Origin of the sequence: Streptomyces blattellae (assembly GCF_009709555.1) — a bacterium.
GTDB classification, from domain to species: domain Bacteria; phylum Actinomycetota; class Actinomycetes; order Streptomycetales; family Streptomycetaceae; genus Streptomyces; species Streptomyces blattellae.
In genome coordinates this window covers 1-24,862 of sequence record NZ_WJBG01000108.1, presented here as the reverse complement: position 1 = coordinate 24,862, position 24,862 = coordinate 1, and the positions used below count along the sequence as shown (strand labels likewise).

Below are 24,862 nucleotides of genomic sequence, written 5' to 3'. Positions count from 1 at the left end.
CCTCTTCGGCGTACCCACCGACCTGCGACTTTGCTGAGAAATTCGACCTTGCGTCAGCCCTGGTGGGGCTGGAAGGGGCGACCGGGGCGGCGGTCCAGCCGCCGGGGACGGCGAAGCGGCGCAGCGTGTCCATACCCGGCCACCCGCCGTCTGGTTGCTCCGAAGAGTCCGGCCGGCTCAGCACCACCTGCTCAGCTCCGGTCGGCCCGGTCGCGGGGGCCCCGGTACGAGGCCGGCCAGATGCCGTGGCGGCCGGGCGCGAGGATGCCGTCCGGGTCGACCGCGTCCTTGATCTTCTCCACGAACCGGTGATAGGCGTGGCCGTTGAAGGAGTACTGGTCGGCGGCGAGGTCCATGCATTCCAGGTGGGGGCGGGACTCGCCGTAGCCGAGCGTGCCGGCCGCGGCGACCAGGCGCCGCGCCAGGTCGAACGCACCGCGCGCCGGTGCCGGGTCGGTCCGGTCGTACCGGATGCCGATGATCACCACGCACGAGCGCTCTCCGGTGACGACGATCGTGGCGCCGAAGTTCGCCCCCGCGTCGAGCACCAGCGAACGGGCCGCCTCGACCATGCTCCGCACCTGGGGGCCGTGGAGGGGGACGACGGGTGCGACGTCGATGTGGGCGATGTGGTCCGGGGTGGACTCGATCGCCTTGAGGGTCGGTATGCCGATCATGATCTGGTCGGCGGAAAGGGCGATCTCGTCGTACTCCTCCGGCGCGTACACCCTGCGGGCCTCGACCCAGCCGCTCGGGATCTTCGCCCACGCCTCCTTGATGCGTTTCAGCCTGGCCCGCACGATCTCCCGGTCGCCCCACAATGCCGCGCGGGCGGCCCAGGCACCGACCGCGGTGCGCTCGCCGATCTCGCGGACCTCGGCGCCGGTGAGCTGGTGGGAGGCGGGCACAGGGAGGTCCCGCAGCATGTGGGAGGCGCGCAGCGTGGAGAACAGTGCCGGAGCGCCCTCCAGGTGCCCCGCGAGCCGCAGTTCCCGGATCGTGTCCACCGCGGCCTCCAGGTCCTCGTCCTCCCCGACCGAGAGCATGACCGGGGCGTACGCCTCGGGCAGGCGCTTGAGCCAGACGCCCATCCTGGTGACGATCCCGAGGTTCGACTGCACGAACAACCGGTCCAGCGACGGTCCCAGGCTCCGCTTGTAGACATGCCACGCCCTGCCGTCCGGAAGCGCTCCGGCTCCGGTGCGCAGGAGGTCGCCGTCCGGGAGGACGACCTCCAGCCCGGTGGGGAGCATGTAGTCCGCGCCGTAGTGCTGGTAGGTGTGGCCGGCGTCCATCGAGTTGCCGATGATCGAGCCCCAGCCCAGGTCGGGGCAGGGGGTGAGCAGCCGATGACCGCCCGCCCGTACGGCGTGGTACAGGTCGAACCAGGTCACGCCCGGTTCGACCACCGCGTACGCCAGCTCCTCGTTGATCTCCAGGATGCGGTTCATCTTCTGGAACCCGATCTGGATCGAGCCGCGCACCCGTGGTGAGGCTCCCCCGTGTCCGAGGTTGCGGCCCTGGCTGTGCGGCCACACGGGGATCCGGTACCGGCCCGCCAGACGGACGATCTCCCGCACCTGCTCCGTGGAGGTGGGTTGCACCACCGCCGCCGCGGCGTATGTCTCGTCGCCGGGGATCCAGTAGGCGTCCTTGAACTCGTCGACCTTGGTTCGCTCGATGTGCAGGGAGTCGTCGCCGACGACCGCCGCCAGCTCACCCACCAACTCGTCCGGGAGGGTGGGCAGCTGCAGGGTCGCGTCGGTCATCGTCGTCTCATTTCAGCTGGTGACTGAGCCGTCTGGGCGAAGATCGGAATCCCGTGCTGCGGGTGTCGGCGTGCCGTCCGCCATGACATTTGAGATACCAGATGGTCTTCAGATTCCGGACCGTATGACTTGAGATGGCGCCTGTCAACGGATCGAGCAAGGGATGTTGAAACCTCTCATCGCCAAGGATCTCCGCTCCTCAGAGTCGCGGCGATTGCCTGCGTCCGACGTATTGACATGCCGCCGAGCCCGCTCAAATACTCACTGGTATCCGAAGTCGGCCTGGAATCCGAATATTCAGGAAGTCTTGATGTCTGCACTGGAACTCAATGGCGAGAACCTGTACGAAGACCCGTATCCCGTGTACGCCCGCTTGCGCGAGGAAGCCCCCGTCGCCTTCTTCGAGGGCACCCGCGAATACCTCGTCACCCGCTTCGAGGACTGCCGCGCGGTGGGAGCGAACGACCGCGTGTTCGGCCCGTCCGGCAGCCCGGACCGGCCGGAGGCCCGGGTCATGGGTATGCCGAACGTGCTGTCCATGACCGGCGAGGACCATCGTCTGCTCCGCCTGGGCATCGACGAGAACCTCACGCTGGAACGGGTCCGGGGCTACGTCAAGGCCCTGACCCGCCCGGTCGTCGAGCGCTGTCTCGCTCAGCTGGCGCCGCGCGGGTCGGCGAACCTCACCGCCGACCTCTTCGAGCCGGTCTCGGTGCGCTGCATCGGCGACGTCATCGGCCTGACGGACACCGCGAACGAGACGCTGGTCGAGTGGTTCCACGCGATGAGCGCCGGCCTGCAGAACGTCGGTGACGACCAGGCCGTGTGGGACCGGCTCGACCGGGCGCTGGCCGAGATCGACACACAACTCCGGTCGCTGTACGAGCGGGTGGTCGCGGAGCCCGATCACACCCTGATGAGCCATGTGGTGCACGGCGGAATGCCGGACGGCGCGGTGCGCGGCTTCGACGAGGTCCTGCCCACCATGAAGGTGATCATCCTGGGCGGCCTGCAGGAACCCGGCCACGCCGCCGCGAACGCCTGCTCGGGACTGCTGCTCAACCCCGAACAGGCACGGGTCGTCGCGGACGCCCCCGCGGAACACGCGCTCCGCGCCTTCGACGAGGGCCTGCGCTGGATCGCCCCCATCGGCGTCACCCCGCGCGTCGCCGCCGAGGACGTCGTCGTGGCCGGTACGGCCATCGCGGCCGGGTCATCCGTGGCGATCGTGATGGCGTCGGCCAACCGGGACGCGGGCCGCTTCGAGGACCCGGACCGGTTCGACATGTTCCGCAAGAAGCGGCCGCATCTCTCCTTCGGCTTCCGGCCCCACTTCTGCTCGGGCCACGCCCTGTCGCGGGCGATGGGCACGATCGCGCTGGAGGAGGTCTTCCTCCGGCTGCCGAATCTGCGGCTCGACGACAGCCGCGGGGTGGCGGCCAAGGGGTGGCGCTTCCGAGGCGTCACGGACCTGCCGGCGACCTGGGACGCGTGACTCCGCATGGGACGGACGACCAGCCTGACCATCGACTGCCACGGCCACTTCACCACCGAACCGCCCGAGTTCCGTGCCTTCCGCACGGCCCAGGTGGACTTCGCCGAGGGGCGGTCACAGCACCGGCCGGGCTACGCGGGGGTCGGCGACGACGCCCTGTTCGCGATCATTACCGACAACCAGCTGCGACTCCAGCGGGAGCGGGGCTGCGACCTCACCCTGCTGTCACCTCGCGCCTCCGGCATGGGTCACCACGTCCCTGGCCAGGACATCGCTACGCAGTGGGCCCGGCTGTCGAACGACACGGTCCGGCGCGTCTGCGAGCTGTTCCCGCTGAACTTCGCCGCCGTGTGCCAACTGCCCCAGACGGTCGACGGCGACCTCGCTCCCGTCGTCGCCGAGCTGGAGCGCTGTGTGGCGGCCGGTTTCGTCGGGTGCAACGTCAATCCCGATCCCTCGGGCGGGCGTTGGTCGGCGCCGCCGCTCCACGACCCCTGGTGGGATCCGCTGTGGGCGGCGATGACCCGCCTGGACGTACCCGGCATGATCCATGTGTCGGGTTCCTGCTCCCCCGCCCTGCACACGACCGGAGCCCACTACATCGCCGCGGACACCGTCGTCTTCATGCAGCTGCTGGAGGGCGACCTCTTCGAACGGCACCCGGACCTGCGCCTGATCATCCCGCACGGCGGCGGCGCCGCGCCCTACCACTGGGGCCGCTACCGGGGCCTGTCGATCACGCTCGGCAAGCCGCCGCTGTCCGAACACCTCATGCATAACCTGTACTTCGACACCTGCGTGTACCACCAGGCCGGCATCGACACCCTGTTCCGGGTCGTCGACCCGGAGAACCTCCTCTTCGGGTCGGAACTCCTGGGCGCCGTCAAGGCGGTGGACCCGGAGACCGGCCATCCCTTCGACGACACCAAGCGCTACGTCGACGCCCTCGGCCTCGACGACAGGACCCGGCACGCGGTCCTGGAGGGCAACGCCCGTCGCGTCTACCCGCGGCTCGACGCGCTGCTCACCGCACAAGGGCGCTGACCTCTCACCCCGCAAGCGCTGATCCCGCACGCACCCGGCATCCAGAACTGGAGTTCCCCCTATGACTTCCGACCCGACACCCGTACGTTTCGCCGGCGGCGCCCAGGGCTTCAACTGGCTCCCGGTGTTCGTCGCCGACGAGCTGGGCCTGTTCCGCAAGCACGGGCTGGAGATCGAGTACCTGCGCCTCGGCTCGGTCGACAAGGCCACGTCGGCCGTGCGCGACGGCGCCGCCGACCTGGCGATCACCCCGCCCGAGGGCGCGGTCGCCGACTACGTCGCCGGCGGCGCGCTGCGCATCGTAGCCGCCAACTCGCTGCGGCTGCCCATGTCGCTGGTCGCCCGCCCGGAGGTCGGTTCCGTCGCCGAGCTGCGCGGCAAGCGGATCGGCACCTCCTCCCTCACCGAGGGCACGGCGCTCTACACGCAGATCATGCTGCAGCGGGAGGGACTGTCGTATCCCGATGACTACGGGTTCGTCCTCGCCGGTGTGCACACGACCCGGTGGGCGGCGCTCCAGAAGGACGAGATCGACTGCGCGCCCCAGCCCGCGCCGTGGAACTTCCTCGCCGAGCGCGAGGGGTACCGCCTGATCGGCGAGGTGAACGACGCGATCCCCGAAGTCGTCTTCGCGGCCGTCATCGGCAGGAACGACTGGACGGCACAGAACCGCGACACCGTCGAACGGCTGATCGCCGCACTGGCCGAGGCGCACGACATCGTCAACGACCCCACGCGGGACGACATCACGCTGCCGGTCTACCAGCGCATCACCACGCCCGACGCCCCGGACCTCGCCGCACGGGGCCTGCCCTACACGCGGGACATGGGCATGTGGCCGAAGGGACTCGCCGTCACACCCGCGGCCTGGGCGGCCACGGCGGACCTCATGGTCCGGGCCGGGCTGCTCGATCCGGAGCGGGTCGCCGACGCGGCCGGCGTGCTCGACACCGGCTTCGTCCGGGGCGACTGACCATGGCACGGATCGTGACGACGGTCGTCCGCGCCGACGCGGCGACCTGTACCGGCTTCGCGGAACTCGGGGTGGCGACCACACATGAGGCGCAGCAGCGCACCGGGCTCCTCGACCACCGCCTGCGGCCACGCCAGTCGGGGCCGGTCATCGCGGGCCCCGCGCTGACCTGTGAGGTTCCCCCCGGGGACAACTGGATGATCCACGCGGCCATGGAACAGGCCCAGCCGGGCGACATCCTCGTCGTCAGCCCGACCTCGCCCTGCGACGACGGCTACTTCGGCGATCTGCTCGCCACGTCGGCGCAGGCGAGAGGCGTCCGAGGCCTCGTGATCGACGCCGGGGTGCGCGACATCGCGGGGCTGCGCGCCATGGGATTCCCCGTCTGGAGCAAGACGGTCAGCGCCCGGGGGACGGTCAAGGAGACCCTCGCCGACGTCCAGGTCCCCCTGGTCTGCGGCGGCGCCCTGATCACACCGGGAGACGTGATCGTCGCGGACGACGACGGCGTCTGCGTGGTGCCGCGGGAGTCCGCCGCCGAGGTGCTGGACAGAGCCCGCCGCCGGGCCGCCATGGAGGAGGAGAAGCGGAAGCTCTACGCGGCCGGCCGGCTCAGCCTCGACGTCAACTCCATGCGCGCCCGCCTGACGCAGAAGGGGCTGACCTATGAGTGAGCCCGCCGAGGCCCGGGTCCCCCGGCGTGTGGTCACCGCGGTCAGGGACGGCAAGTCGGTCTTCGCGTCCGACGGACCCGTCCCCAACGCCCACCGCTACACCTCGATCCCCGGCATGACGACCTCGGTCGTCTACGCCACCGCGGCGCCGCCGAGCCTGCCGCAGGACGAGGGCGAGACGGCCCCGCCCCGGCTGCGCGTACCGCCCGCGCCGGGCGAGACCCGCCTGATGATCGTCACCTTCCCGCCCGACTCCGTCATGGCGAGCCCGAATTTCGACCCGGCCGCCGCGGACGCCGAGCAGCGCGAGTTCATCCCCGGCCTGGCCGAGCTGTTCGAACCGGACGCCCCCGGCATGCACCGCACCGACACGGTCGACTACGACATCGTCCTCGACGGCGAGATCTGGCTCGAACTGGACGACGGGGCCACCACTCACCTGCGCCAGGGCGACATCGTCGTCCAGTGCGGCACCCGGCACGCGTGGCGGAACAAGGGCAAGCGGCGCGCGACGATGTGCTTCGTCCTGGTCGGCGGTGCGCCACGATGACACACGGGCACTACGACTGCCTCATCGTCGGCGCGGGGCACGCGGGGGCACAGGCGGCGATCTCCCTGAGGCAGTCGGGGTTCGAGGGGAGCGTCTGCCTGCTCGGCGACGAGCCGGTGGCTCCGTACGAGCGTCCCGCCCTGTCGAAGGAGTACTTGGCCGGCAAGAAGGAGTTCGCCCGACTCCTGCTGCGCCCGGCGGAGTTCTGGCCCGAGCACGACGTCACGCTCTCCCCCGGCCGGCGTGTGACGGCCGTCGAGGCCGAGGCGCACACCGTCACCTGCGCCGACGCCACGACGATCGGCTACGGCGCCCTCGTCTGGTGCGCCGGCGGCACTCCGCGCACGCTTCACTGCCCCGGACACGGCCTGGACGGCATTCACGCGATCCGCGACAAGGCCGACTGCGACCGGCTCATCGCGGCCCTGCCGCACAGCCGTCGCATCGTGGTCATCGGCGGCGGTTACGTCGGTCTGGAGGCCGCGGCCGTGCTGAGCGGGCTCGGCAAGCAGGTCGTGGTGATCGAGGCGCTGGACCGCGTCCTCGCCCGCGTCGCCGCGGAGCCCCTGTCCCGTTTCTACGAGGCCGAACACCGCGCCCACGGCGTGGAGTTGCGCCTCGGCACCTCAGTCGCCGAGATCGTGGGCCGGGACGGCGCGGTGAGCGGGGTGCGCCTGGCGGAGGGCACCGTGGTGGCGGCCGAGCAGGTGATCGTGGGCATCGGCATCGAGCCCGTGGTCGAACCGCTCCTGGCGGCGGGAGCGCAGGCGGCACCCGGTGGAGCGGGCGTCCTCGTCGACGACCTGTGCCGCACGACCCTCGCGGACGTCTACGCCGCCGGCGACTGCGCGGTGGCGCGGAGCGGCCCCGGCATCCGTATCGAGTCCCGGCACAACGCCACCGAGCAGGCGGACACCGCGGCGAAGGCGATCAGCGGCCGGCCCGAACCCCTGCGCCTGGTCCCGCTGTTCTGGTCCAACCAGTACGACCTGCGGCTGCAGACCGTCGGCCTGAGCCACGGCCACGACCGGACCGTCCTGCGCGGCGATCCCGGCAGCCGGAGCTTCTCCCTCGTCTACCTCAAGGACGGCGCGGTCGCCGCCCTGGACTGCGTCAACACGGCCCGTGACTACCTGCAGGGCCGCCGCCTCGTGGAGGCCGGTACCCGTGTCGACCCCGCGCTGCTGGCCGACGCGCGAACACCCCTCAAGGACATGGCCGAGTCAGCCTGATCCCGCCCCGGAGGAGCCAGAACATGCACATCACAGTCAGGACCCGGGACGGCGATGCACACCCGGTCGAGGCGCGCACGGGCTTGTCCCTCATGCAGAACATACGCAACGCGGGGGTCGACGAACTGGAGGCCATCTGCGGCGGCTCACTCTCCTGCGCGACCTGCCACGTCTACGTCGACAGCCTGCCACCCGGCGCCGAACTCTCCCCCATGTCGCAGGACGAGGAGGAACTCCTCGACGCCTGTGACGACCTGACGGAGAACTCCCGTCTGTCCTGCCAACTCGTCTTCGGCCCGGCCCTGGACGGTATGCGCGTGACGATCGCGCCCGAGTACTGAGAGAGATGATGACCGAACTGATGCGCGCCGCGCGGCTGCACGCCGTGGGCGAGAAGATGCAGATCGAGAACGTGGAACGGCCGACCGCGACCGGCACGGACGTCGTGGTGGCCGTCAAGGCCTGCGGCATGGTGCCGAACCTGGCCAACGTGCTCGCCAACTGGCGGACGTGGTACCCCCAGATGCCGCTGCCCCCGCTCCCGGCGGTCTTCGGGCTCGACCCCGTGGGCGTGGTGCACGAGGTCGGCGAGCAGGTCGTGGGCGTCAGGACGGGAGAGCGCGTCTACGTGAACCCGGGCCGCTCATGCGGTGCCTGCCACGCCTGCGGGTCCGGTGCGCCGCAGAAGTGCGGCTACTGGACCCTGGGCGGCTACTTCGGCTACAACCCCAACAGCCTCGACATGTTCGCCCGTTACCCCTACGGCGGCTTCTGCGAGTACATGCTCGCGCCGCAGAGCGCCTTGGTGAAGATCCCCGGCAATGTGGAGTTCCGGCAGGCCACCCGGCTCGGCTATCTCGGCACGTCTTACGCGGCCGTCAAGAAGCTCGGCCCCCTCGCCGGCACGTCGCTGATCGTCAACGGGGCGACCGGCACCCTCGGCGTCGGCGTCACCCTCGTCGCCCTGGCGCTCGGTGTCTCCCGCGTCTTCGCCGTCGCCCGCGGTGTGCCGCTGCTGGAGCGGCTGAAGGAACTCGCCCCGGATCGCGTCGAGATCTTCTCCAACCGCGACGGCGGCACGGAGACATGGGTGAAGTCGCGCACCGCGGGCCGGGGCGCGGACTTCATGATCGACACCCTCGGCGCCGTCGCCTCCCTCGACGCGCTCAGGGACGCGATGCGCGGGGTCGGCCGCGGCGGCCGGATCGTCAACATCGGCGGTACGGCCGGCGAGCTGGGCGTCGACGTGAAGTGGTGGATGGACGAGCAGATGGAACTCATCGGCTCCGTCTGGTTCACCGCCGCCGAGGGCATCGAACTGGCCGGGATGATCGGCAGCGGAGCGCTCGACGTCTCCGTCCTCCAGCCCAAGTCCTGGCCACTCGACGACATCAACGACGCGATCTCCGGTGTGTCGAGTGGTGAGGGAGGGTTCACGAGCTACCTGGTGGAGATCTGACAGTTGGCGGAGCGCCCTTCGGTGATTGCTCATGGCGCCGCTTGAGGCGGGACGCGCCGCCGTGCGTACACCTCTATCTCGATCTTCATCCGCGGGTCGGCGAGACCGCACATGAGCATCGTGGCGGCCGGCCGAACGTCGCCGAAGCAGCGGCGCAGGACCGGCCAGCAGGGTTCGAAGTCTTCGCGGTCGGGCAGGAGGTAGCGCACGCGCACCACATCGGCGAAGGTGCACTCCGCCTCGGCCAGTGCGGCCCCGATGTTGCGCAGGCACTGCTCGGCCTGCTCCACCACGTCGTCGGAGATCGTCATGGTGGCGTAGTCGAACCCGGTCGTCCCGGACACATGCACCCAGTCGCCGTCGACCACAGCACGGGCATAGCCGATCTGCTCCTCAAAGGTCGAGCCGCTGAGGATCGCGTGTCGCTCTGTCATGCGCCGGATGCTAAATGACCAGCAGCACTCGTCGCTCGGTCACGGCCGAGAAGTGCCATGCCACCGGTGATTCAGGGAGCATCCCATGCCACGCATCCGCGTCGGCCGGCGTGGCCCGCGGCCGGTCGGTGAGGACGAGTTCGTACTGCCGGCTGGTCAGACCCGGTCCAGGGGTCGGTGCGGGCCGCCGGGCAGTTCCATGTCGATCGTGTCGCCGGGGCGTACCACGCCGCCTTCCTTCACGATGCTCATGATTCCGGCTTTGCGCACGATGTTCCCCGCCTCGTCGCGGCCGACGACCCGCTTCAGCAGCCCGTCCAGGAAGGTGTCGATCTGCAGGCAGGGATTGCGCAGGCCGGTGACTTCCAGGACCGCGGAGTCGCCGATGCGCAGCAATGTGCCGACCGGCAGACCGAGCAGATCGATGCCGCGCGTGGTGATGTTCTCGCCGAGTTCGCCGGGGGCCACCCTGAACCCTTCCTCGCCGACCTCGGCGAAGAGCTCCTCATGAATGAGGTGGACCTGGCGCAGGTTCGGCTGGGTGGGATCCTGCGCGACGCGTGAACGGTGCTTGACCGTCACCCCGGCGTGCACGTCCCCCTCCACGCCCAGCCCGGCGAGCAATCTGACGCTGTCCCGGTTCGGCTTGGTGAACGAGTACTCCCCGTTGCTGCTGACCGCCGTCACTCTTCCGCTCATACCTCGGAACCCCCTCGTCGGTAACCGTGATCAGCCACGAGCCTAGCCCCGGCCCCTCACGACGGCATCCAGGTGCCTTCCGGACGTGCGCCGCGCATCCTCCGGGTACCGCGGGGGACGGCCGCCGCCCATCGCAGCGACGCCCGGACGCAGCGGTACGGGCAGGGGGCGAGCAGCGCTGTGCCGAACCCGGGGGCGACGGCCGTTACGGGTCCATGTCGGTGGCAGCGCGGTGGTCTCCGCGGTGGGCGGCCGGGGCCGGGCCGAGGTCTTTCGCCGGGTGGGCCTCGCCGGCCTGGTGACGGCCGGGAGCAGTCTGGGGGCAGCGCCGTTCAGGGGAAACCCGCGGGCGGGGCGAGTGACGGCGGGCGGGTGAGTCGACAACTGAGCCGTGACGACGCTGCCGCTGATCCCGCCCATGCTCGCGACGCCGGGCACGCTGCCGCCCGCCGCGCAGGACGCGCGCTGGGCGTACGAGACCAAGCAGGACGGGCAGCGCGTGGTGGTCTATCTCGCCGGGGACGGCGGCACGGTGCTGCGTGCGCGGTCCGGGGAGGAGATCACCGGCGCCTACCCGGAACTGCAGCCGCTGGGCGGGGCGCTCGGCGTCACGCCGGCGGTGCTGGACGGGGAGATCCTGGCGCTGGACGAGCACGGCCGGGCCAGTTTCCAGCTGCTCCAGTCCCGGATGGGCCTGGCCCACGCGCCCGCTCGCGCGGCCCGCCTGGCGACTCAGCACCCGGTCCATCTGGTGCTGTTCGACGTCATGCATCTGGGACGCCGCTCACTGCTCCCCCTTTCCTATGCCCGGCGGCGCGGGGAGCTGGAGGCCCTGGGACTTCAGGGGCCGTTCTGGTCGACACCCGCCGCGCTCGTCGGCCATGGCGAGCAGGCCCTGCGGGCCACGCGCGAGCACGGCCTGGAGGGGCTGGTCTGCAAGCGCCTGGACTCGGTGTACGAGCCCGGGGTGCGCTCCCGGTTCTGGATCAAGATCCGCAATACGCGCAGTGCGGACGTGGTCGTCGGCGGCTGGGTGCCCGGCAAGGGCCGGCTTCTGACCGCGGGCCTGCCCGGCGCCGTCCTGGTCGGCCAGCGGGCCGCGGGCCGGCTGCGTTACGTCGGCCATGTGGGCACCGGCTGGAGCGAGCCCGAGCGGGAGCAGCTCGCCGGACTGCTGCGGGCCGCCGCATCGGACGTGTGCCCCTTCGACCCCGTTCCGCAGGTGGCCGGCGCGCGCTGGGTCCGGCCCCGGCTGGTCGGTGAGGTCCGCTACAGCACCCGCACGAGGGCGGGGATGCTGCGCCAGCCGTCCTGGCTCCGGCTCAGGCCGGATCTCACACCGGAGGAGTCGGCGGCGGACCTACCCGACGAACCTGTGTGACACGGCGTCAGCTCTTCCGATTGTTGGGCTGCGCTTCACCACTGGGACGCCTGCGACCTCTTGGCCGGACGGAAGGAGTCCGAGATGCTGAACTCCCCTTTCCCCCACAGCCGTTGGGCTGCGCCCGAACCAAGAGGAGGACGCAGTGTCGTCGAACAAATCCGCCATACACCGCCGGAGATGGCTCACCGGCCTGGGCGGTGCCATCGCTCTCGTCGTCGCCATCCCCACCACCGCCTTCGCAGCTCCGCCCACCGCGCTCCCCGCCAACGCGGAGTCCGCCGAGCAGACGTACCAGCCCGCGTTCGACTACGACACGGACGGCTGCTACCCCACCCCGGCCATCAGCGCGGACGGCACCCTGAACGGCGGCCTCAACCCGACCGGCGCCCTCAACGGCGACTGCCGGGACGCCTCGGACCTGAACAACACCAACGGGTACTCGCGCTACAAGTGCAACAACGGCTGGTGCGCCTACATGTACGGCCTGTACTTCGAGAAGGACCAGGCCGTCGCGGGCAGCAGCATCGGCGGGCACCGGCACGACTGGGAACACGTCGTGGTGTGGGTGCAGAACAACGCGGTGCAGTACGTGTCGACCTCGAACCACGGCTCGTTCACCGTCAGCCCGGCCTCGTCGGTCCGCTTCGACGGAACGCACGCGAAGGTCGTGTACCACAAGGACGGCGTCAGTACGCACTGCTTCCGCCTGGCGGGCTCCGGCGACGAGCCGCCGGAGAACCACGAGGGCACCTGGCAGTACCCGCCGCTGGTCGGCTGGAACGGCTACCCCTCGGGCGTCCGCGACAAGCTCGTCGCCGCCGACTGGGGCAGCGCCAACTTCGGCCTGAAGGACGGCAACTTCAACTCTCACCTGGCCTCGGCCAAGCCGTCCGGAATCCCGTTCGACCCCAACGCCTGATCCCGGCACCGATCGCCGGCCCGCTCGTTCTCCAGTGCTCCCGGAGCCACCCCGGCTCCGGGAGTCCGGGAGGACTGCACATGGCGGTCGACGAGCAGCAGCGGATCTCACGGCGGCGTTTCCTGGCCGCGCTGGGAACGGCCGGTTCCGGCGCCGTCCCCCTGCGTGCGCGGGCCGCGGCCGAGGGGAACGGGTACATAATGCCCTCCCTCGTCTTCGAAGACCCGGCCGTCCAGCGGCGGCTCGGCGGCCTCTACCAGCAGGCGCTGGCAGACCTCGCCGGCGCGCACACCGTCCCCGCCGACCCGTCGGTGTACGACAGGGCCGGACTGCTCGCCTACCCGCCCGGCACCGTCGTACGGGCCGGGGGCGGGTATCCCGCGCCGCAGCGGTGGACCCGGGACGCGGCCGTCAACGCGTGGCACGCGGTGAGCCTGCTGGCGCCGGATGTCGGCCGCAACACCCTGTGGTCGGTCGTCGAGCGCGGTCCGGACGGGCTGATCGTCCAGCAGGACAACCAGTGGTGGGACCAGATCGTGTGGGCCCCGGCCGCCTGGCACCACTACCTGGTCACCGGCGACCGCGCCTTCCTGGCCCAGGCGTACGAGACGTCCGTCAACACCCTCGCCGCACGCCGGGCGCGTGACTTCGACACCTCCCACGGCCTGTTCCGGGGCCCCGGCTTCATGAACGACGGAATCTCCGGCTACCCCGGCCCGCCCGCGTCGGACCGCGTCCGCTCCTCGTTCGTCCTCGACCATCCGGGCACCGACCGGCTGATGTGCCTGTCGACCAACTGCCTCTCCTACGGCGCCCGGTCGGCCCTGGCCGCCATGGCCGGCGTACTCGGAGAACCGGAGCGGGCCGCGTCCTCGCGTGCGGACGCCGCGGAGCTGCGCCGGGCCGTCGACCGGCAGCTGTGGCGCCCCGAAGCCGGTACGTACGCCTACCTCCTGCACGGCACCGGGCAGACGGACACGTCGCAGGAGGGTGCCGGGCTCGCACTGGCCCTCGCCCTCGGCGTCGCGGACGGCGAGCAGGCCCGCCAGGTCCTGGACACCACCCACTGGCAGCCGCACGGCATCGTCAACGTCTGGCCGCGCTTCCCGCGCTTCGACGACACCAGACCCGGGCGGCACAACGTCATGGTCTGGCCGATGGTGCACGGCCTGTACGGACACGCCGCCGCCGGCGCGGGCCGCACCGACCAGTTCGCACGCGCCGTCGACCTGCTCGCCGGCCTCTTCGCCGGCACGGGCTTCCACGAGCTGTACGACTCGGTGCGCAGGGCCGTCGACGGCGGCTGGCAGGCCGGCGGGAGCGGACGTATCGGGCACTTCGTGTCGCAGCCCGGCCAGACCTGGTCGGCGACGGCGTATCTGCGGTTGCTGCACGAGGGCCTGTTCGGGTGAACTTCACCGAGGACGCGCTCCGGCTGCGCCCCTGTCTGCCGGAGGGGTGGGGTCCGGTGCGCCTGCGCGGACTGCGCTACCGGCGCATGACACTCGACATCGCCCTGACCGGGTCCGGCAGCCGGGTCCGGTCCTGCACGGTCGACGGACGCGACGGCGAACCCGTGGTGGGCGCCGAGCAGACCGGGCATCACACGGTCCAGCTCGCTCTCGGCGATCCCCTGTCCTGATGGTGGACGATTCACGCCGCCGCACCCGATGATGGACGGATGGATCTTCACGCAGAGCTCCCGTCGGCGGTCGACACGAAGGACCTGCTCGCGCTGGCGGAGGGCCATCACGCGCGCGCCACGCGTCCGTTGGGCACCCGGGAGATCGCCGGTCACCTGGTGAAGCCCTACGCCATCGAGGCGCCCGGCCGTACGGTGACCGAGCGGGACGCCGAAGCCGCGCTGCGGATCGCCGGGGACCACCTGGCGCTGGGCCGGTCGCGGGGATCACTCGGACTCGCCGTACTGATCGTGCACGCGGGCGGCGACGGGGACTACGTGCTGGTCCACACGTGGATCGAGGGATACATGGCGGACCTGGCCGTGTTCGCCGGCCCGGTCGGTCAGCCCGAGCGGCTGCGCCCCGGCCGGGCCGGACTCGCGCCCTGCGTGTGGGAGGCGGCCGTCCTGGCGCACGAGCGGGACGCCTTCGCGAGGCATGTCCTCGACGGCGCGGGCACGGTCGCGGACCGTCTCGCCGCCTGGAGCGTGGACACGGTCAAGGCCGACCTGCGGTGACTGCGTGCGCCAGGCCCGCCGAACCCGCGGATACGCCGCGCGTGGCCTACGAACGCGCCGCCGCTACACCGCGCCGCCCGAGATCTCCACCGGGGAGGGGAGCGGGTACCTCCACATGGACTGTCCCTTCCTGGCCCCCGCCCATCGCGGCCTGGGCCTCATCGCCGGCTGACGGACGGTTGAGCGGTCGGCGACCTGCGCACCGCGCGAACGGTCTATCGTGGCCCCATGTCCGTGCCCGATCTCATTCGTATCGTCTCCCGCGACTCGCCGATGGCGCTCGCCCAGGTGGAGCGTGTCCGCGCCGAGTTGACCGCCGCGCATCCCGGTGTCCGCACCGAGGTCGTACCGGTGAAGACGACCGGCGACAAATGGCTCGGGGACCTGTCGAAGGTCGAGGGCAAAGGGGCGTTCACCAAGGAGGTGGATGCCGCGCTGCTGGCGGGCGAGGCCGATCTGGCGGTGCACTGTGTGAAGGACGTGCCCGCCGACCGGCCGCTCCCGGCGGGCACGGTGTTCGCGGCGTTCCTGAAGCGGGACGACATCCGTGACGCCCTGATCCATCCGGGCGGGCTCACGCTGGACCAGCTTCCGCCCGGCACCAGGATCGGCACCTCCTCGGTGCGCCGGGTCGCCCAACTGGCCGCCACCCACCCGCATCTGGAGTGTGTGCCGTTCCGCGGCAACGCCAACCGGCGGCTGGCGAAACTGGCGGCCGGTGACGCGGACGCGCTGCTGCTGGCGGTCTCCGGGCTGGAGCGCATCGACCGCCGCGAGGTGATCAGCGAGATCCTCTCCCCCGAGGTCATGATGCCGCCGATCGGCGCCGGCGTCCTCGCCCTGCAGTGCCGGGAGGGCGACACCGAACTCATCGACGCGGTCAGCGACCTCGGCCACCCGGACACGCATCGGGAGACCACCGCGGAGCGCATGTTCCTGCATGTCCTGCAAGGGCACTGCAACAGCCCGATCGCCGGCTACGCGCAGGTCGACCGCAGCGGCGAACTGTCCCTGCGGGCCTGTGTCTTCACGCCCGACGGCAAGACCCGGCTGAACGCCCACGAATGGGCCGGACCGCTCGACCCCGCCACCCTCGGCACCTCGGTCGCCGTGGCGCTGCTGCGTCAGGGTGCCCGCGAGATCATCGACGGCATCCCGCACTGACGCTCAGGCGGTTCCTTCTTCCGCCTGCTCCCGCAGGAAGTTGCTGATCTGGTGCGCCAGGCTCTCCCGGCCGGCAGCGGTGTGCGCACCGGCCTGTCCCTCGTCGAGGCCGACGCCGCCCGCCCACAGCCTGCGGCCGGTCCACTCCTCGTCGACCCGCAGCTGGATCTGGACGTCCACCTGGCTCAGGGCGGCCTCGGGGCCCGCCGCGAACAGCACGGCGGTGGCGCGGCGCAGCGGGTAGACGTCGAAGCCCTCGATGAACTGCGAGTTACGCCAGTCGATGAACGCGCTCTCGCCGTCGGGGCCGACCCGCACGTCGATCTGCCCGTCCTCCAGGTGGATCCCGAAGTGCCGCTCGCCGCGGTTCTCGACGGTCACCCGGACGGCGAAGTACGTCAGCCCCTCGGCGGCGTCGTCGCGTCCGCGCGGCGGTTCGGCCGCCCGGAGCTGGTGGACGCGGACACGCAGACCGGCATGCTCGTCGTACTCCTGCCAGTCCCCGACCACGTTCGGCTCGTACACAGTGCACCTCTTCGACCTCAGAGAGCTGCTTCCTATCTGTGCGCTCAGCGCACTGTCAAATGAGCAGAATGGGCTGTGGCCAGCTATTTCGCCCCCTAGATCACTGATCAAGCGCTGCGCAGGAAGAATCCGCCCCCGGGACCCGAGGCCGCCCTCGCGGGCGTGCCGCACATCACGTCCGCGGGCTTGATCGGCGGGCCAGCCGGCCGAGGAGCGCGGGGGCCGCCGCGATGCCCAGAGCGGCGGCCACGACCAGCACCGCGAAGTCGGTGCCCAGGTGTGCGTCGGTGTCGAGGTGGGGGCCGCACAGGGCGTCGACCCCGTCGCGTTCCCAGATGAGAGGACGGGCTGGACCGCACGGGTGTACGGCTCGGTGCGGTCGTGGCGCAGCTTCCGCAGTCCGACGGCGCGCATCGCCCCGACACGGGCGCGCAGCAGGCGCCGGCCCGCGCGGGCTGCGGGGCCTTCAGCAGGAGCCCGAGGCGGGGTCAGCCGATACGGCGTGCGGTGCGGCCGGTGCTTCGGACATCGCGGAAACCTCCTGGCCCTTCGTCGAGGCCACTGCCGGCGATGTCCCGGAAGACGTCCGCCGGGGCGGGCGGCGAACCCCTGACGCACATCGGCGGGGGTGCCGAGGGCGCGGACACGGCCGTGGTGCGTCAGACCGACCCGGTCGCAGTACTGGTCGGCTCGTCCATGTACCGGGTGGTGACCAGCACGGTCATGCCGGTGGCACGTCGAAGACGCGGACCGTTCCGGCGGGGACCGGCAGGAGGGTGGGTCGTGCAGCGGATCGCCGCGGTCTTCCCGGTGCCGCTGGGGCAGCCGAGCAGCCCGAAGCACTCGCCCTCCACGACGGCCAGTTCGAGCCCGTCCACAGCGTTCGTGTCGCCGAACCTCCTCGTGGAGATGAACGGCAAGGGTGCGCAAGGCCGGGAGCGCCGCACGCTCCGCCTCGTCGAGCCGGGCCACCTGCCGTCGTACGAGGTCGCGGCTCGGCGGGTGCGCCACTCGCGCAGCCGGGGTGCAGCCATCTCCCGGCGCAGTCGGCGGCCGATATATACCGGATTGTTTTGATTCGCCTGAAGCAGGGAATCTACCTGTCAGTGCTTCGGACCGGAGGCACGTCCGTGGGAGCCGGAATGGGTTCCCGGTGCCCTCCGTTCTGGTCCGAGCCCGCGCCTCCCATGGTGACTGTCCATCCAGCACACCTGCTGAGGGAGGTGCGCACGATGCGTAGCGCCGGTAGAACGAAGCAGCATCCGCATGACGACGCCCCCGACACCGCGGCCGCGTTCGTACGGCTGTCGCGGCTGCCCGAGGGGCCGGCGCGCAGGGCGCTGAGGGACGAGTTGGTCGAGTCCTGGCTGCCCATGGCGGAACGGATCGCCGTCCGCTTCAAGGGGCGCGGGGAGTCCCTTGAGGACCTCTACCAGGTGGCCGCCCTGGGCCTGGTGAAGGCCGTCGACCACTACGACCCGACGCGTGGCCGCGCCTTCGAGGCGTATGCCGTGCCGACCGTGACCGGGGAGATCAAGCGGCACTTCCGGGACCACATGTGGACGCTGCACGTACCGCGCCGCGTACAGGACCTGCGCAACCGGGTCCGGCGCTCGGCGAAGGAGCTGGCCCAGACGACTCCGGGGCGCGCGCCGACCGTCGCCGAGATCGCCGAGCACGCACAGCTCAGCGAGGACGAGGTACGCACCGGCATGGAGGCCCTGGAGTGCTTCACCGCGCTGTCGCTGGACGCCGAGATGCCCGGCACGGACGGGTACGCGCTGGCGGACGGGCTCGGCGAGCCGGACCCGTCGTACGACGTCGTCGTCGACCGGGTGGCCGCGGGGCCCGTCCTGAGGGCGCTGCCTGAGCGTGAGCGCACTATCCTCTATCTGCGGTTCTTCGGCGGCATGACGCAGAGCCACATCGCCCAGCAGCTCGGGATCTCGCAGATGCATGTCTCCCGGCTGCTCAGCGGCTGCTGCGCCCGGCTGCACGAGGAACTTCTCGTCGAGGCCCGCTGACCGTGGCCGCGGGCGCGGGCGCGGGCGCCGTCCCGGCTCACCGCTCCGGCGGTGAGCCGGGAATCTCCGTGGGGCCGTAACGGTCCATGGCTTCTTCCAGCTCCACTCTGATCTCCGGCGGTATGCCGCCGCTGCGGCCCCAGATCAGAATGAGTTCCGCGACATTGCGCAGTTTGATGTTCGTGTGCTGGGAAACGTCCTTGAGTACCTTCCACCCCTCGTCCGGAGTCACCCGGCCGAGCGCGACGATCATGCCGATCGCCTGGTCCACGACAGCATGCGAGACGACCGCTTCCTTGAGTTGATCGACCTCTTCCTGCAGCTCGAAGATCCGCTCCGAGCCCCCGTCGGTGGGCATGGGCACCTCCGGTCGGTTGCGCCGATCTGCCGTTTCTGACTCTACGCCTGGGTACTCGGCAGGCGCCCCGAGCAGTTCCGGTTGGACACTGGTACGACCACCGGTGGGCTGCCGGTCGACGAGACCAGGACGCGACTGCGATGAACAAAGACACGACACTCTCCCGTGGTGCGACGGACGTCGTCTCCACCCATTCCGTGTTCGGTGCACCCTGTTGGGTGAGCCTGACCAGCCGCGATCTTGAGGCCACCGAATCGTTCTACGCGGCGGTGCTGGGCTGGCGGTGGCGCACGGGCAAGCTCGGCGACCGCTTCCGCGTGGCCCTGGCGGGCGGCACACCGGTCGCCGGGATCTCCGAAATCGCCGCGATGCGGCAGATGGCCGTGGCCTGGACGCCCTACTTCGCCGTGCCCAGCGCGGACGACGCCGTGGCACGCGCGCAGGAGCGCGGCGGCACGGTGGCGGTGGGCCCGATCTCCTTCCCGCCCGGACGCGCCGCGCTGCTGGCCGACCGGGACGGCGCCACGTTCGGGATCTGGGAGGGCGAGCTGGTCGGCAACTGGGAGACCTGGCGCCGTTCGGCACCGACCTTCATCCGGCTGCACACCCGCGACGCCTTCGACGCCGCCATCTTCTACGGCGAGATCCTCGACTGGGCCTCGGACCGCCCGGGCTGCTGTGAGGTCCACTACGAGGGCGGCGAGGTCGTCCTGCGCAGCGGTGGCGACGTCGTGGCCCGCATCGAGTCGGGGGCGCTGGGATCGGCCCCGGACCCGACGATCCGGCCGCACTGGCAGGTCCACTTCGCGGTCTCGGACGTCGCGGCCTGCGCCCGGTCCGCGGAGCTGAACGGCGGCAGCGTGCTGTCGGAGAGCGCCGAGGACGCCGTGCTGCGGGACGCCGACGGCGCTCAGTTCACGGTGACCTCGCGGCGGGCCCGCTGACTCGCTGATCCTCAGCCGGCCGAGCGGGAGGGCCGCGACAGCAGGACCAGGCTGCGCGCCTCGACCGTCATCCCGGTGCCCGCCTTGTGCTCCGACTCGTCGGGGACGCCCGGCTCGGCGGTGTCGATCAGCGTCGTCCAGCGCTCGCCGTAGGTGACGTCCGGCAGCTGGAAGTCGACCGGCTCCCAGTAGCTGTTGAGCAGCAGCAGGAACGAGTCGTCCACCACGGGCCGGCCGCACGGGTCGGGTTCGGCGATGGCGTCGCCGTTGAGGAACACACCGACGGAGTGCGCGTCGGAGCGCCGCCAGTCCGCGTCCGTCATCCCGTGCGCGTCCGGCAGCAGCCACACCAGGTCGGGCAGCGGCTGGCCGGCGTGGGTGACGGTCTCGCCGCGGAAGAACCGGCGGCGGCGCAGGACGGGGTGGCCGGCGCGCAGAGCGATGACATACCGGGTGAAGCCCAGCAGGTCCTGCTGCTCGTCGGTCAACCGCCAGTCGATCCAGGAGACTTCGTTGTCCTGGCAGTAGGCGTTGTTGTTGCCGCGCTGGGTGCGGCCCAGTTCGTCGCCGTGGCAGAGCATCGGGATGCCCTGGGACAGCAGCAGCGTGGCCAGGAAGTTGCGCTGCTGGCGGGCGCGCAGTTCCCGCACGGCCGGGGCGCGGGTCTCGCCCTCGACGCCGCAGTTCCAGGACCGGTTCGTGCTCTCGCCGTCCCGGTTGCCCTCGCCGTTGGCCTCGTTGTGCTTGTCGTCGTACGACACGAGGTCGCGCAGCGTGAACCCGTCATGCGCGGTCACGAAGTTGACGCTGGCGCGCGGCCGGCGTCTGCTGTGCTGGTACAGGTCGGACGAGCCGGTCAGCCGGGAGGCGAACTCGCCCAGGGTGTGCTCCCCGGCCCGCCAGAAGTCCCGTACGGCGTCGCGGTACTTGCCGTTCCACTCCGACCACAGCGGCGGGAAGTTGCCGACCTGGTAGCCGCCCTCCCCCACGTCCCAGGGCTCGGCGATGAGTTTGACGCGGCTGATCACCGGGTCCTGCTGGATCAGGTCGAAGAACGCCGAGAGCCGGTCCACCTCGTGGAACTGCCGGGCCAGTGTGGCCGCGAGGTCGAAGCGGAAGCCGTCGACATGCATCTCCGTGACCCAGTACCGCAGCGAGTCCATGATCAGCTGAAGTACGTAGGGGTGCCGCATCAGCAGGCTGTTGCCGGTGCCGGTGGTGTCGTAGTAGTGGGTCCAGTCGCCGTCCACCAGGCGGTAGTACGAGGCGTTGTCGATGCCGCGGAAGGAGAGCGTCGGGCCGTTCTCGTTGCCCTCGGCGGTGTGGTTGTAGACGACGTCCAGGATCACTTCGAGCCCGGCCGCGTGCAGCGCCTTCACCATCGCCTTGAACTCGGTCACCTGCTCGCCGCGGGTGCCGTGGGCGGCGTAGGCGTTGTGCGGCGCGAAGAAGCCGATGGTGTTGTAGCCCCAGTAGTTCGACAGGCCCCGGTCGCCGAGCACGCCGTCCTGGACGAACTGGTGCACCGGCATCAGCTCCACGGCGGTCACGCCGAGCGAGGTGAGGTGCTCGACGATCGCGGGGTGCGCCAGCCCGGCGTAGGTGCCGCGCAGGTCGGGGGGCACCTCGGGGTGGGTGCGGGTGAGGCCCCGGACGTGGGCCTCGTAGATCACGGTGTCGGCGTACGGCCGCCGGGGCGGGCTGTCGTCGCCCCAGTCGAAGGCCGGGTCGGTCACCACGCCGAGCATGGTGTGTCCGGCGCTGTCGGCGGGGGCGGGTCCGTTGGGCGCGTGCTCGAAGAGGGAGGCGTGGTTGTCGACCTGTCCGTCCACGGCTCTGGTGTACGGGTCGAGGAGGAGCTTCTTCGGATTGCACCGGTGGCCCGCGGCGGGCGCCCAGGGGCCGTGCACCCGGTAGCCGTAGCGCTGGCCGGGGCCCACGCCGGGGAGGTACGCGTGCCAGACGAAGCCGTCGACCTCGATTAGCGGAACCCTGCGGTGGGTGCCGTCGTCGTCGACCAGGATCAGCTCCACGCGTTCGGCGACCTCGCTGAAGAGCGCGAAGTTGGTGCCCTTCCCGTCGAAGGCGGCACCCAGCGGGTAGGGGTGTCCGCTCCACGCGGGCACCCCTGCCTTCCGCTTCTGTTTCGCGGTCACCGGGCATCCTCCAGGACGCCGTCCGCCGTGCGCACGGAGCCGGCGAGGGCGGCGGCGGGCACCTCGCGGGGCACTTGGAGGACCTCCCGCAGGCTGGGCGCGGGGGCGGTCGGCACCAGCGGGATGCGCTCGCCGGCGCGGGCGCGCTGGGAGAACCAGATGACCTTGCTGCCGGTGTCGGTGGCGCAGCAGCCCCAGCCGTCGCTGGTGGCGGCGAGCCGCTCCAGGCAGGCGCGCAGATCCTGGTCGGGGCGCAGCTCGCGGTCGTGGTCCCCGACCGCGGTGATGAGGTGCTGGCCGTTCCACCACATCTCGATCGACGTGTGCTTGTCCGACGCGTGCTCGTCGATGGCCTTCAGCAGCATCTCGGCGCCGCCGCAGACCGGCTCCACGAGGGTTTCGAGGTCCCAGAACCTGAGGTGAGCCGCCAGGATGCGCCTGACCTGTCCGACGCGTTCCGGGCTGACTTCCACATCTAGGTGGTAGTAGCAGGCACTTGCGGTCTTCATCGTCGTTGGCTCCTCACCGGCGAAGCTCTCGCTCCCTCTCGCCCCGACAGGACGAGCCCTGAGTACGAAGCGTGAGCGTTGATCGCTTCTGAGTCACCTCAAGAGTGGGAGCGCTACGCCATTCGTGCAACACGAGCGCACATCCGAGACAGGTGAGGCACATCCGAGGTGGTTGAAGTTCTAACAAGACGCTGAGTCGTCGTGCGTGCACCATGTGTGAAGGCCCCGTCCCTGTGTCGGCGCCGCGATCCGGAGGTGAAACCGCGCCATGCTGCTCCCCGCCAAAGCCGAGGTGGCCCGGCAACTGCAGCGGTACCGGGCCTGGGAACGAGCGATGCTCGCGGCTCCCGCCGACCGCACGGTGCGGGCCACCTTCGAGGACTCGGGCTACACCCTCTGCGTCCTGATGGGCAAGCGGTGCGCACGGGAGGCCGCGGACGCCGCCGAACACTATCTGCGCACCAGCATGGTGACTTACCTGCGGGAACAGACCGGACGGCCCGGGCGGAGCGGTGCCCGGCGGCGAAGCCCGCCGTGGCGGCGGAGGCGTTCCCCGGCGGGGAGGTAGACCCGGGAGACAGGTAGACCCGGGAGACAGACAGACCCGGGAGGCAGACAGGCCCTCTTCCGGCGCAGGTCTGAAACCCCCGGCCGGGCGGCGTGCCCGGCCCTGAGCACGGCGGAGGTGTCATCCCATGAGTCCGACTCCGGCCATCGGCCGCATTCCCGTCCTCGGCGTCCGTCCGGCCGTGCAGTGCGGCAGGCACCCCGCCAAGGCGGTCGCGGGGGAAACCTTCCAGGTCACCGCCACCGTGTTCCGCGAGGGCCATGACGCGGTCGCCGCGAACGTGGTCCTGACGGACCCCGAGGGCCGCCTCGGCCCCTGGACGCCCATGCGGGAGCTGACGCCCGGCTCCGACCGCTGGGGCGCCGGCGTCACACCGGACGCGATGGGCCGCTGGACGTATCACGTCGAGGCCTGGAGCGACCCGGTGGCCACCTGGTGCCACACCGCCCGCATCAAGGTGCCGGCCGGGATCGACACCGGCCTGGTCCTGGAGGAGGGCGCCGAACTGTACCGCCGCGCGGCAGCAGGTGTGCCGGCCGGCGCGAGCCGCGCAACCGTGCTGACGGCCGCCAGGACGATGCTCGACGACTCGCTGTCGGCCGCGGCACGGCTGGCGGCGGCCCTGACGCCGGAGGTGGACGCGGTGCTGGGGCGGTATCCGCTGCGGGAGTCGGTGACCGTGTCGGAGGCGTTGCCGTTGCTGGTGGAGCGGGAGCGGGCGCTGTTCGGGTCGTGGTATGAGTTCTTCCCGCGTTCGGAGGGCACGCCCGAGCGGCCGCACGGGACGTTCCGCACGGCCGCGCGCCGGCTGCCGGCGATCGCCCGGATGGGCTTCGACGTGGTGTACCTGCCGCCCGTCCATCCGATCGGGACCACCTTCCGCAAGGGCCGCAACAACAGCCTCGACCCGTCCGCGGAGGATGTCGGGGTGCCGTGGGCGATCGGGTCGCCGGAGGGCGGGCACGACGCCATCCATCCCGAGCTGGGCGGGTTTGAGGACTTCGACTGGTTCGTGGCGCGGGCGCGTTCGCTGGGGATGGAGGTGGCGCTGGACTTCGCGTTGCAGTGTTCGCCGGATCATCCGTGGGTGCACAAGCATCCGGAGTGGTTCCGTCACCGTCCGGACGGGTCGATCGCGTATGCGGAGAATCCGCCGAAGAAGTACCAGGACATCTATCCGGTCGCGTTCGACGCGGACATGGACGGCCTGGTGGCGGAGACGCTGCGGGTGCTGCGGCTGTGGATGGCGCACGGGGTGCGGATCTTCCGGGTGGACAATCCGCATACCAAGCCGGTGAACTTCTGGCAGCGGGTGCTGGCCGACATCGGGCGCACCGATCCTGATGTGGTCTTCCTGGCGGAGGCGTTCACGCGTCCGGCGATGATGCACACGCTGGCGCAGATCGGGTTCCAGCAGTCGTACACGTATTTCACCTGGCGCAACAGCAAGCAGGAGCTGACGGAGTATCTGACCGAGTTGTCGGGTGCGGCGGCCTCTTACATGCGGCCGAATTTCTTCGTCAACACGCCGGACATCCTGCACGCGTATCTGCAGCACGGCGGGCGGCCGGCGTTCGAGGTGCGGGCGGTGCTTGCGGCCACCCTGTCGCCGGCCTGGGGCGTGTACAGCGGCTACGAGCTGTGCGAGAACGTTCCGCTGCGGGAGGGCAGCGAGGAATACCTGGACTCGGAGAAGTACCAGCTCAAACCCCGCGACTGGGAAGCAGCCGAACGCGCGGGGGCCACCATCACCCCGCTGATCACCCGGCTCAACACCATCCG

25 protein-coding genes and 2 pseudogenes are annotated in these 24,862 nt (G+C 70.9%); 18 read left to right on the top strand and 9 right to left on the bottom strand.

All coding sequences use genetic code 11. From position 1 onward, the window contains the following. Positions 1–191: 191 nt before the first annotated feature. On the bottom strand, positions 192–1,769 hold the full coding sequence (locus tag GFH49_RS04265) for an FAD-binding oxidoreductase (protein WP_155054390.1): 1,578 nt from the start codon (positions 1,767–1,769) through the stop codon (positions 192–194). A gap of 310 nt (positions 1,770–2,079) precedes the next feature. On the opposite strand from GFH49_RS04265, the gene GFH49_RS04260 reads away from it, so the two are divergent. The 8 genes from GFH49_RS04260 (at position 2,080) to GFH49_RS04225 (ending at position 9,196) form a co-directional block, all read left to right on the top strand. Continuing rightward, positions 2,080–3,264, top strand: coding sequence for a cytochrome P450 (locus GFH49_RS04260; RefSeq protein WP_155054389.1), 1,185 nt, complete (start codon positions 2,080–2,082; stop codon positions 3,262–3,264). Positions 3,265–3,288: 24 nt separating this feature from the next. Then, positions 3,289–4,308, top strand: coding sequence for an amidohydrolase family protein (locus GFH49_RS04255; RefSeq protein ID WP_230396155.1), 1,020 nt, complete (start codon positions 3,289–3,291; stop codon positions 4,306–4,308). Positions 4,309–4,369: 61 nt separating this feature from the next. Then, a complete protein-coding gene (locus GFH49_RS04250) occupies positions 4,370–5,281 on the top strand; it encodes an ABC transporter substrate-binding protein (protein WP_155054387.1) in 912 nt (303 codons plus the stop codon). A 2-nt stretch (positions 5,282–5,283) separates the two neighbouring features. Further along, positions 5,284–5,955, top strand: coding sequence for a 4-carboxy-4-hydroxy-2-oxoadipate aldolase/oxaloacetate decarboxylase (locus GFH49_RS04245; protein WP_155054386.1), 672 nt, complete (start codon positions 5,284–5,286; stop codon positions 5,953–5,955). Continuing rightward, positions 5,948–6,505, top strand: coding sequence for a cupin domain-containing protein (locus GFH49_RS04240; protein ID WP_155054385.1), 558 nt, complete (start codon positions 5,948–5,950; stop codon positions 6,503–6,505). Before GFH49_RS04245 ends, GFH49_RS04240 begins: the two co-directional genes overlap by 8 nt. Next, positions 6,502–7,737, top strand: coding sequence for an NAD(P)/FAD-dependent oxidoreductase (locus GFH49_RS04235; protein ID WP_155054384.1), 1,236 nt, complete (start codon positions 6,502–6,504; stop codon positions 7,735–7,737). The genes GFH49_RS04240 and GFH49_RS04235 overlap by 4 nt, the downstream gene beginning before the upstream one ends. A 23-nt stretch (positions 7,738–7,760) precedes the next feature. Continuing rightward, on the top strand, positions 7,761–8,078 hold the full coding sequence (locus tag GFH49_RS04230; protein ID WP_155054383.1) for a 2Fe-2S iron-sulfur cluster-binding protein: 318 nt from the start codon (positions 7,761–7,763) through the stop codon (positions 8,076–8,078). Between the two features lie 5 nt (positions 8,079–8,083). Then, on the top strand, positions 8,084–9,196 hold the full coding sequence (locus GFH49_RS04225; protein WP_230396154.1) for an alcohol dehydrogenase catalytic domain-containing protein: 1,113 nt from the start codon (positions 8,084–8,086) through the stop codon (positions 9,194–9,196). A gap of 29 nt (positions 9,197–9,225) precedes the next feature. Here the strand turns inward: GFH49_RS04225 and GFH49_RS04220 are convergent, their stop codons facing one another. Next, the gene (locus tag GFH49_RS04220) at positions 9,226–9,630 is read right to left on the bottom strand and encodes a RidA family protein (RefSeq protein ID WP_155054382.1); all 405 of its coding nucleotides are present in this window, start codon (positions 9,628–9,630) and stop codon (positions 9,226–9,228) included. Positions 9,631–9,786: 156 nt separating this feature from the next. Beyond that, complete coding sequence (locus GFH49_RS04215; protein ID WP_196217847.1) at positions 9,787–10,329, bottom strand: MOSC domain-containing protein; 543 nt, start codon at positions 10,327–10,329, stop codon at positions 9,787–9,789. Positions 10,330–10,747: 418 nt separating this feature from the next. On the opposite strand from GFH49_RS04215, the gene GFH49_RS04210 reads away from it, so the two are divergent. From GFH49_RS04210 to hemC, 6 genes are all read left to right on the top strand, one after another. Further along, the gene (locus GFH49_RS04210; protein ID WP_155054392.1) at positions 10,748–11,710 is read left to right on the top strand and encodes an ATP-dependent DNA ligase; all 963 of its coding nucleotides are present in this window, start codon (positions 10,748–10,750) and stop codon (positions 11,708–11,710) included. A 145-nt stretch (positions 11,711–11,855) separates the two neighbouring features. Continuing rightward, positions 11,856–12,632 (top strand): NPP1 family protein, encoded by a 777-nt coding sequence (locus GFH49_RS04205; protein WP_155054381.1) that lies wholly within the window; start codon positions 11,856–11,858, stop codon positions 12,630–12,632. Positions 12,633–12,712: 80 nt separating this feature from the next. Continuing rightward, on the top strand, positions 12,713–14,044 hold the full coding sequence (locus GFH49_RS04200) for an MGH1-like glycoside hydrolase domain-containing protein (RefSeq protein ID WP_230396153.1): 1,332 nt from the start codon (positions 12,713–12,715) through the stop codon (positions 14,042–14,044). Then, entirely contained in the window at positions 14,041–14,274 is a 234-nt protein-coding gene (locus tag GFH49_RS39855) for a glycosyl hydrolase family 65 domain-containing protein (RefSeq protein ID WP_230396152.1), read from the top strand. Before GFH49_RS04200 ends, GFH49_RS39855 begins: the two co-directional genes overlap by 4 nt. A 39-nt stretch (positions 14,275–14,313) precedes the next feature. Further along, positions 14,314–14,832: a hypothetical protein gene (locus GFH49_RS04195; protein WP_155054380.1), complete on the top strand. Its 519-nt coding sequence runs from the start codon at positions 14,314–14,316 to the stop codon at positions 14,830–14,832. 228 nt (positions 14,833–15,060) lie between these two features. Beyond that, on the top strand, positions 15,061–15,996 hold the full coding sequence (gene hemC, locus GFH49_RS04190; protein ID WP_155054379.1) for a hydroxymethylbilane synthase: 936 nt from the start codon (positions 15,061–15,063) through the stop codon (positions 15,994–15,996). Positions 15,997–15,999: 3 nt separating this feature from the next. Here hemC and GFH49_RS04185 read toward each other — a convergent pair whose 3' ends face one another. The 3 genes and pseudogenes from GFH49_RS04185 to GFH49_RS39845 form a co-directional block, all read right to left on the bottom strand. Further along, positions 16,000–16,521, bottom strand: a complete 522-nt coding sequence (locus GFH49_RS04185) for a hypothetical protein (RefSeq protein WP_155054391.1) — start codon at positions 16,519–16,521, stop codon at positions 16,000–16,002. A 339-nt stretch (positions 16,522–16,860) separates the two neighbouring features. Beyond that, positions 16,861–17,050 (bottom strand): annotated as a pseudogene (locus tag GFH49_RS39850) (ABC transporter permease); the annotation flags it as partial. Further along, positions 17,010–17,555, bottom strand: a pseudogene (locus tag GFH49_RS39845) (ATP-binding cassette domain-containing protein). The pseudogenes GFH49_RS39850 and GFH49_RS39845, both read right to left, overlap by 41 nt. A 198-nt stretch (positions 17,556–17,753) precedes the next feature. On the opposite strand from GFH49_RS39845, the gene GFH49_RS04170 reads away from it, so the two are divergent. Further along, entirely contained in the window at positions 17,754–18,545 is a 792-nt protein-coding gene (locus GFH49_RS04170; protein WP_155054378.1) for an RNA polymerase sigma factor SigF, read from the top strand. 37 nt (positions 18,546–18,582) lie between these two features. Here the strand turns inward: GFH49_RS04170 and GFH49_RS04165 are convergent, their stop codons facing one another. Next, the gene (locus tag GFH49_RS04165) at positions 18,583–18,903 is read right to left on the bottom strand and encodes an ANTAR domain-containing protein (RefSeq protein ID WP_155054377.1); all 321 of its coding nucleotides are present in this window, start codon (positions 18,901–18,903) and stop codon (positions 18,583–18,585) included. A 140-nt stretch (positions 18,904–19,043) separates the two neighbouring features. On the opposite strand from GFH49_RS04165, the gene GFH49_RS04160 reads away from it, so the two are divergent. Then, positions 19,044–19,847, top strand: coding sequence for a VOC family protein (locus GFH49_RS04160; protein WP_155054376.1), 804 nt, complete (start codon positions 19,044–19,046; stop codon positions 19,845–19,847). A gap of 11 nt (positions 19,848–19,858) precedes the next feature. Here the strand turns inward: GFH49_RS04160 and glgX are convergent, their stop codons facing one another. Together glgX and GFH49_RS04150 are read right to left on the bottom strand one after the other, a co-directional pair. Then, the gene (glgX, locus tag GFH49_RS04155) at positions 19,859–22,003 is read right to left on the bottom strand and encodes a glycogen debranching protein GlgX (RefSeq protein ID WP_155054375.1); all 2,145 of its coding nucleotides are present in this window, start codon (positions 22,001–22,003) and stop codon (positions 19,859–19,861) included. Next, complete coding sequence (locus GFH49_RS04150; protein ID WP_155054374.1) at positions 22,000–22,512, bottom strand: pep a2; 513 nt, start codon at positions 22,510–22,512, stop codon at positions 22,000–22,002. Before GFH49_RS04150 ends, glgX begins: the two co-directional genes overlap by 4 nt. Positions 22,513–22,780: 268 nt before the next feature. Between GFH49_RS04150 and GFH49_RS04145 the strand changes: the two genes are divergently transcribed. Together GFH49_RS04145 and GFH49_RS04140 are read left to right on the top strand one after the other, a co-directional pair. Further along, a complete protein-coding gene (locus tag GFH49_RS04145) occupies positions 22,781–23,080 on the top strand; it encodes a DUF5133 domain-containing protein (protein WP_155054373.1) in 300 nt (99 codons plus the stop codon). Positions 23,081–23,207: 127 nt separating this feature from the next. Next, on the top strand, positions 23,208–24,862 hold a 1,655-nt coding region (locus GFH49_RS04140), incomplete at its 3' end, for an alpha-1,4-glucan--maltose-1-phosphate maltosyltransferase (protein WP_155054372.1).

What these genes read in the sequence shown, in the direction of transcription:
- GFH49_RS04265 (WP_155054390.1), bottom strand. Translation starts at nt 1,769, where the DNA reads ATGACCGACGCGACCCTGCAGCTGCCCACCCTCCCGGACGAGTTGGTG.
- GFH49_RS04260 (WP_155054389.1), top strand. Translation starts at nt 2,080, where the DNA reads ATGTCTGCACTGGAACTCAATGGCGAGAACCTGTACGAAGACCCGTAT.
- GFH49_RS04250 (WP_155054387.1), top strand. Translation starts at nt 4,370, where the DNA reads ATGACTTCCGACCCGACACCCGTACGTTTCGCCGGCGGCGCCCAGGGC.
- GFH49_RS04245 (WP_155054386.1), top strand. Translation starts at nt 5,284, where the DNA reads ATGGCACGGATCGTGACGACGGTCGTCCGCGCCGACGCGGCGACCTGT.
- GFH49_RS04240 (WP_155054385.1), top strand. Translation starts at nt 5,948, where the DNA reads ATGAGTGAGCCCGCCGAGGCCCGGGTCCCCCGGCGTGTGGTCACCGCG.
- GFH49_RS04235 (WP_155054384.1), top strand. Translation starts at nt 6,502, where the DNA reads ATGACACACGGGCACTACGACTGCCTCATCGTCGGCGCGGGGCACGCG.
- GFH49_RS04230 (WP_155054383.1), top strand. Translation starts at nt 7,761, where the DNA reads ATGCACATCACAGTCAGGACCCGGGACGGCGATGCACACCCGGTCGAG.
- GFH49_RS04225 (WP_230396154.1), top strand. Translation starts at nt 8,084, where the DNA reads ATGATGACCGAACTGATGCGCGCCGCGCGGCTGCACGCCGTGGGCGAG.
- GFH49_RS04220 (WP_155054382.1), bottom strand. Translation starts at nt 9,630, where the DNA reads ATGACAGAGCGACACGCGATCCTCAGCGGCTCGACCTTTGAGGAGCAG.
- GFH49_RS04215 (WP_196217847.1), bottom strand. Translation starts at nt 10,329, where the DNA reads ATGAGCGGAAGAGTGACGGCGGTCAGCAGCAACGGGGAGTACTCGTTC.
- GFH49_RS04210 (WP_155054392.1), top strand. Translation starts at nt 10,748, where the DNA reads ATGCTCGCGACGCCGGGCACGCTGCCGCCCGCCGCGCAGGACGCGCGC.
- GFH49_RS04200 (WP_230396153.1), top strand. Translation starts at nt 12,713, where the DNA reads ATGGCGGTCGACGAGCAGCAGCGGATCTCACGGCGGCGTTTCCTGGCC.
- GFH49_RS04195 (WP_155054380.1), top strand. Translation starts at nt 14,314, where the DNA reads ATGGATCTTCACGCAGAGCTCCCGTCGGCGGTCGACACGAAGGACCTG.
- hemC (WP_155054379.1), top strand. Translation starts at nt 15,061, where the DNA reads ATGTCCGTGCCCGATCTCATTCGTATCGTCTCCCGCGACTCGCCGATG.
- GFH49_RS04170 (WP_155054378.1), top strand. Translation starts at nt 17,754, where the DNA reads ATGCGTAGCGCCGGTAGAACGAAGCAGCATCCGCATGACGACGCCCCC.
- GFH49_RS04165 (WP_155054377.1), bottom strand. Translation starts at nt 18,903, where the DNA reads ATGCCCACCGACGGGGGCTCGGAGCGGATCTTCGAGCTGCAGGAAGAG.
- GFH49_RS04160 (WP_155054376.1), top strand. Translation starts at nt 19,044, where the DNA reads ATGAACAAAGACACGACACTCTCCCGTGGTGCGACGGACGTCGTCTCC.
- GFH49_RS04150 (WP_155054374.1), bottom strand. Translation starts at nt 22,512, where the DNA reads ATGAAGACCGCAAGTGCCTGCTACTACCACCTAGATGTGGAAGTCAGC.
- GFH49_RS04145 (WP_155054373.1), top strand. Translation starts at nt 22,781, where the DNA reads ATGCTGCTCCCCGCCAAAGCCGAGGTGGCCCGGCAACTGCAGCGGTAC.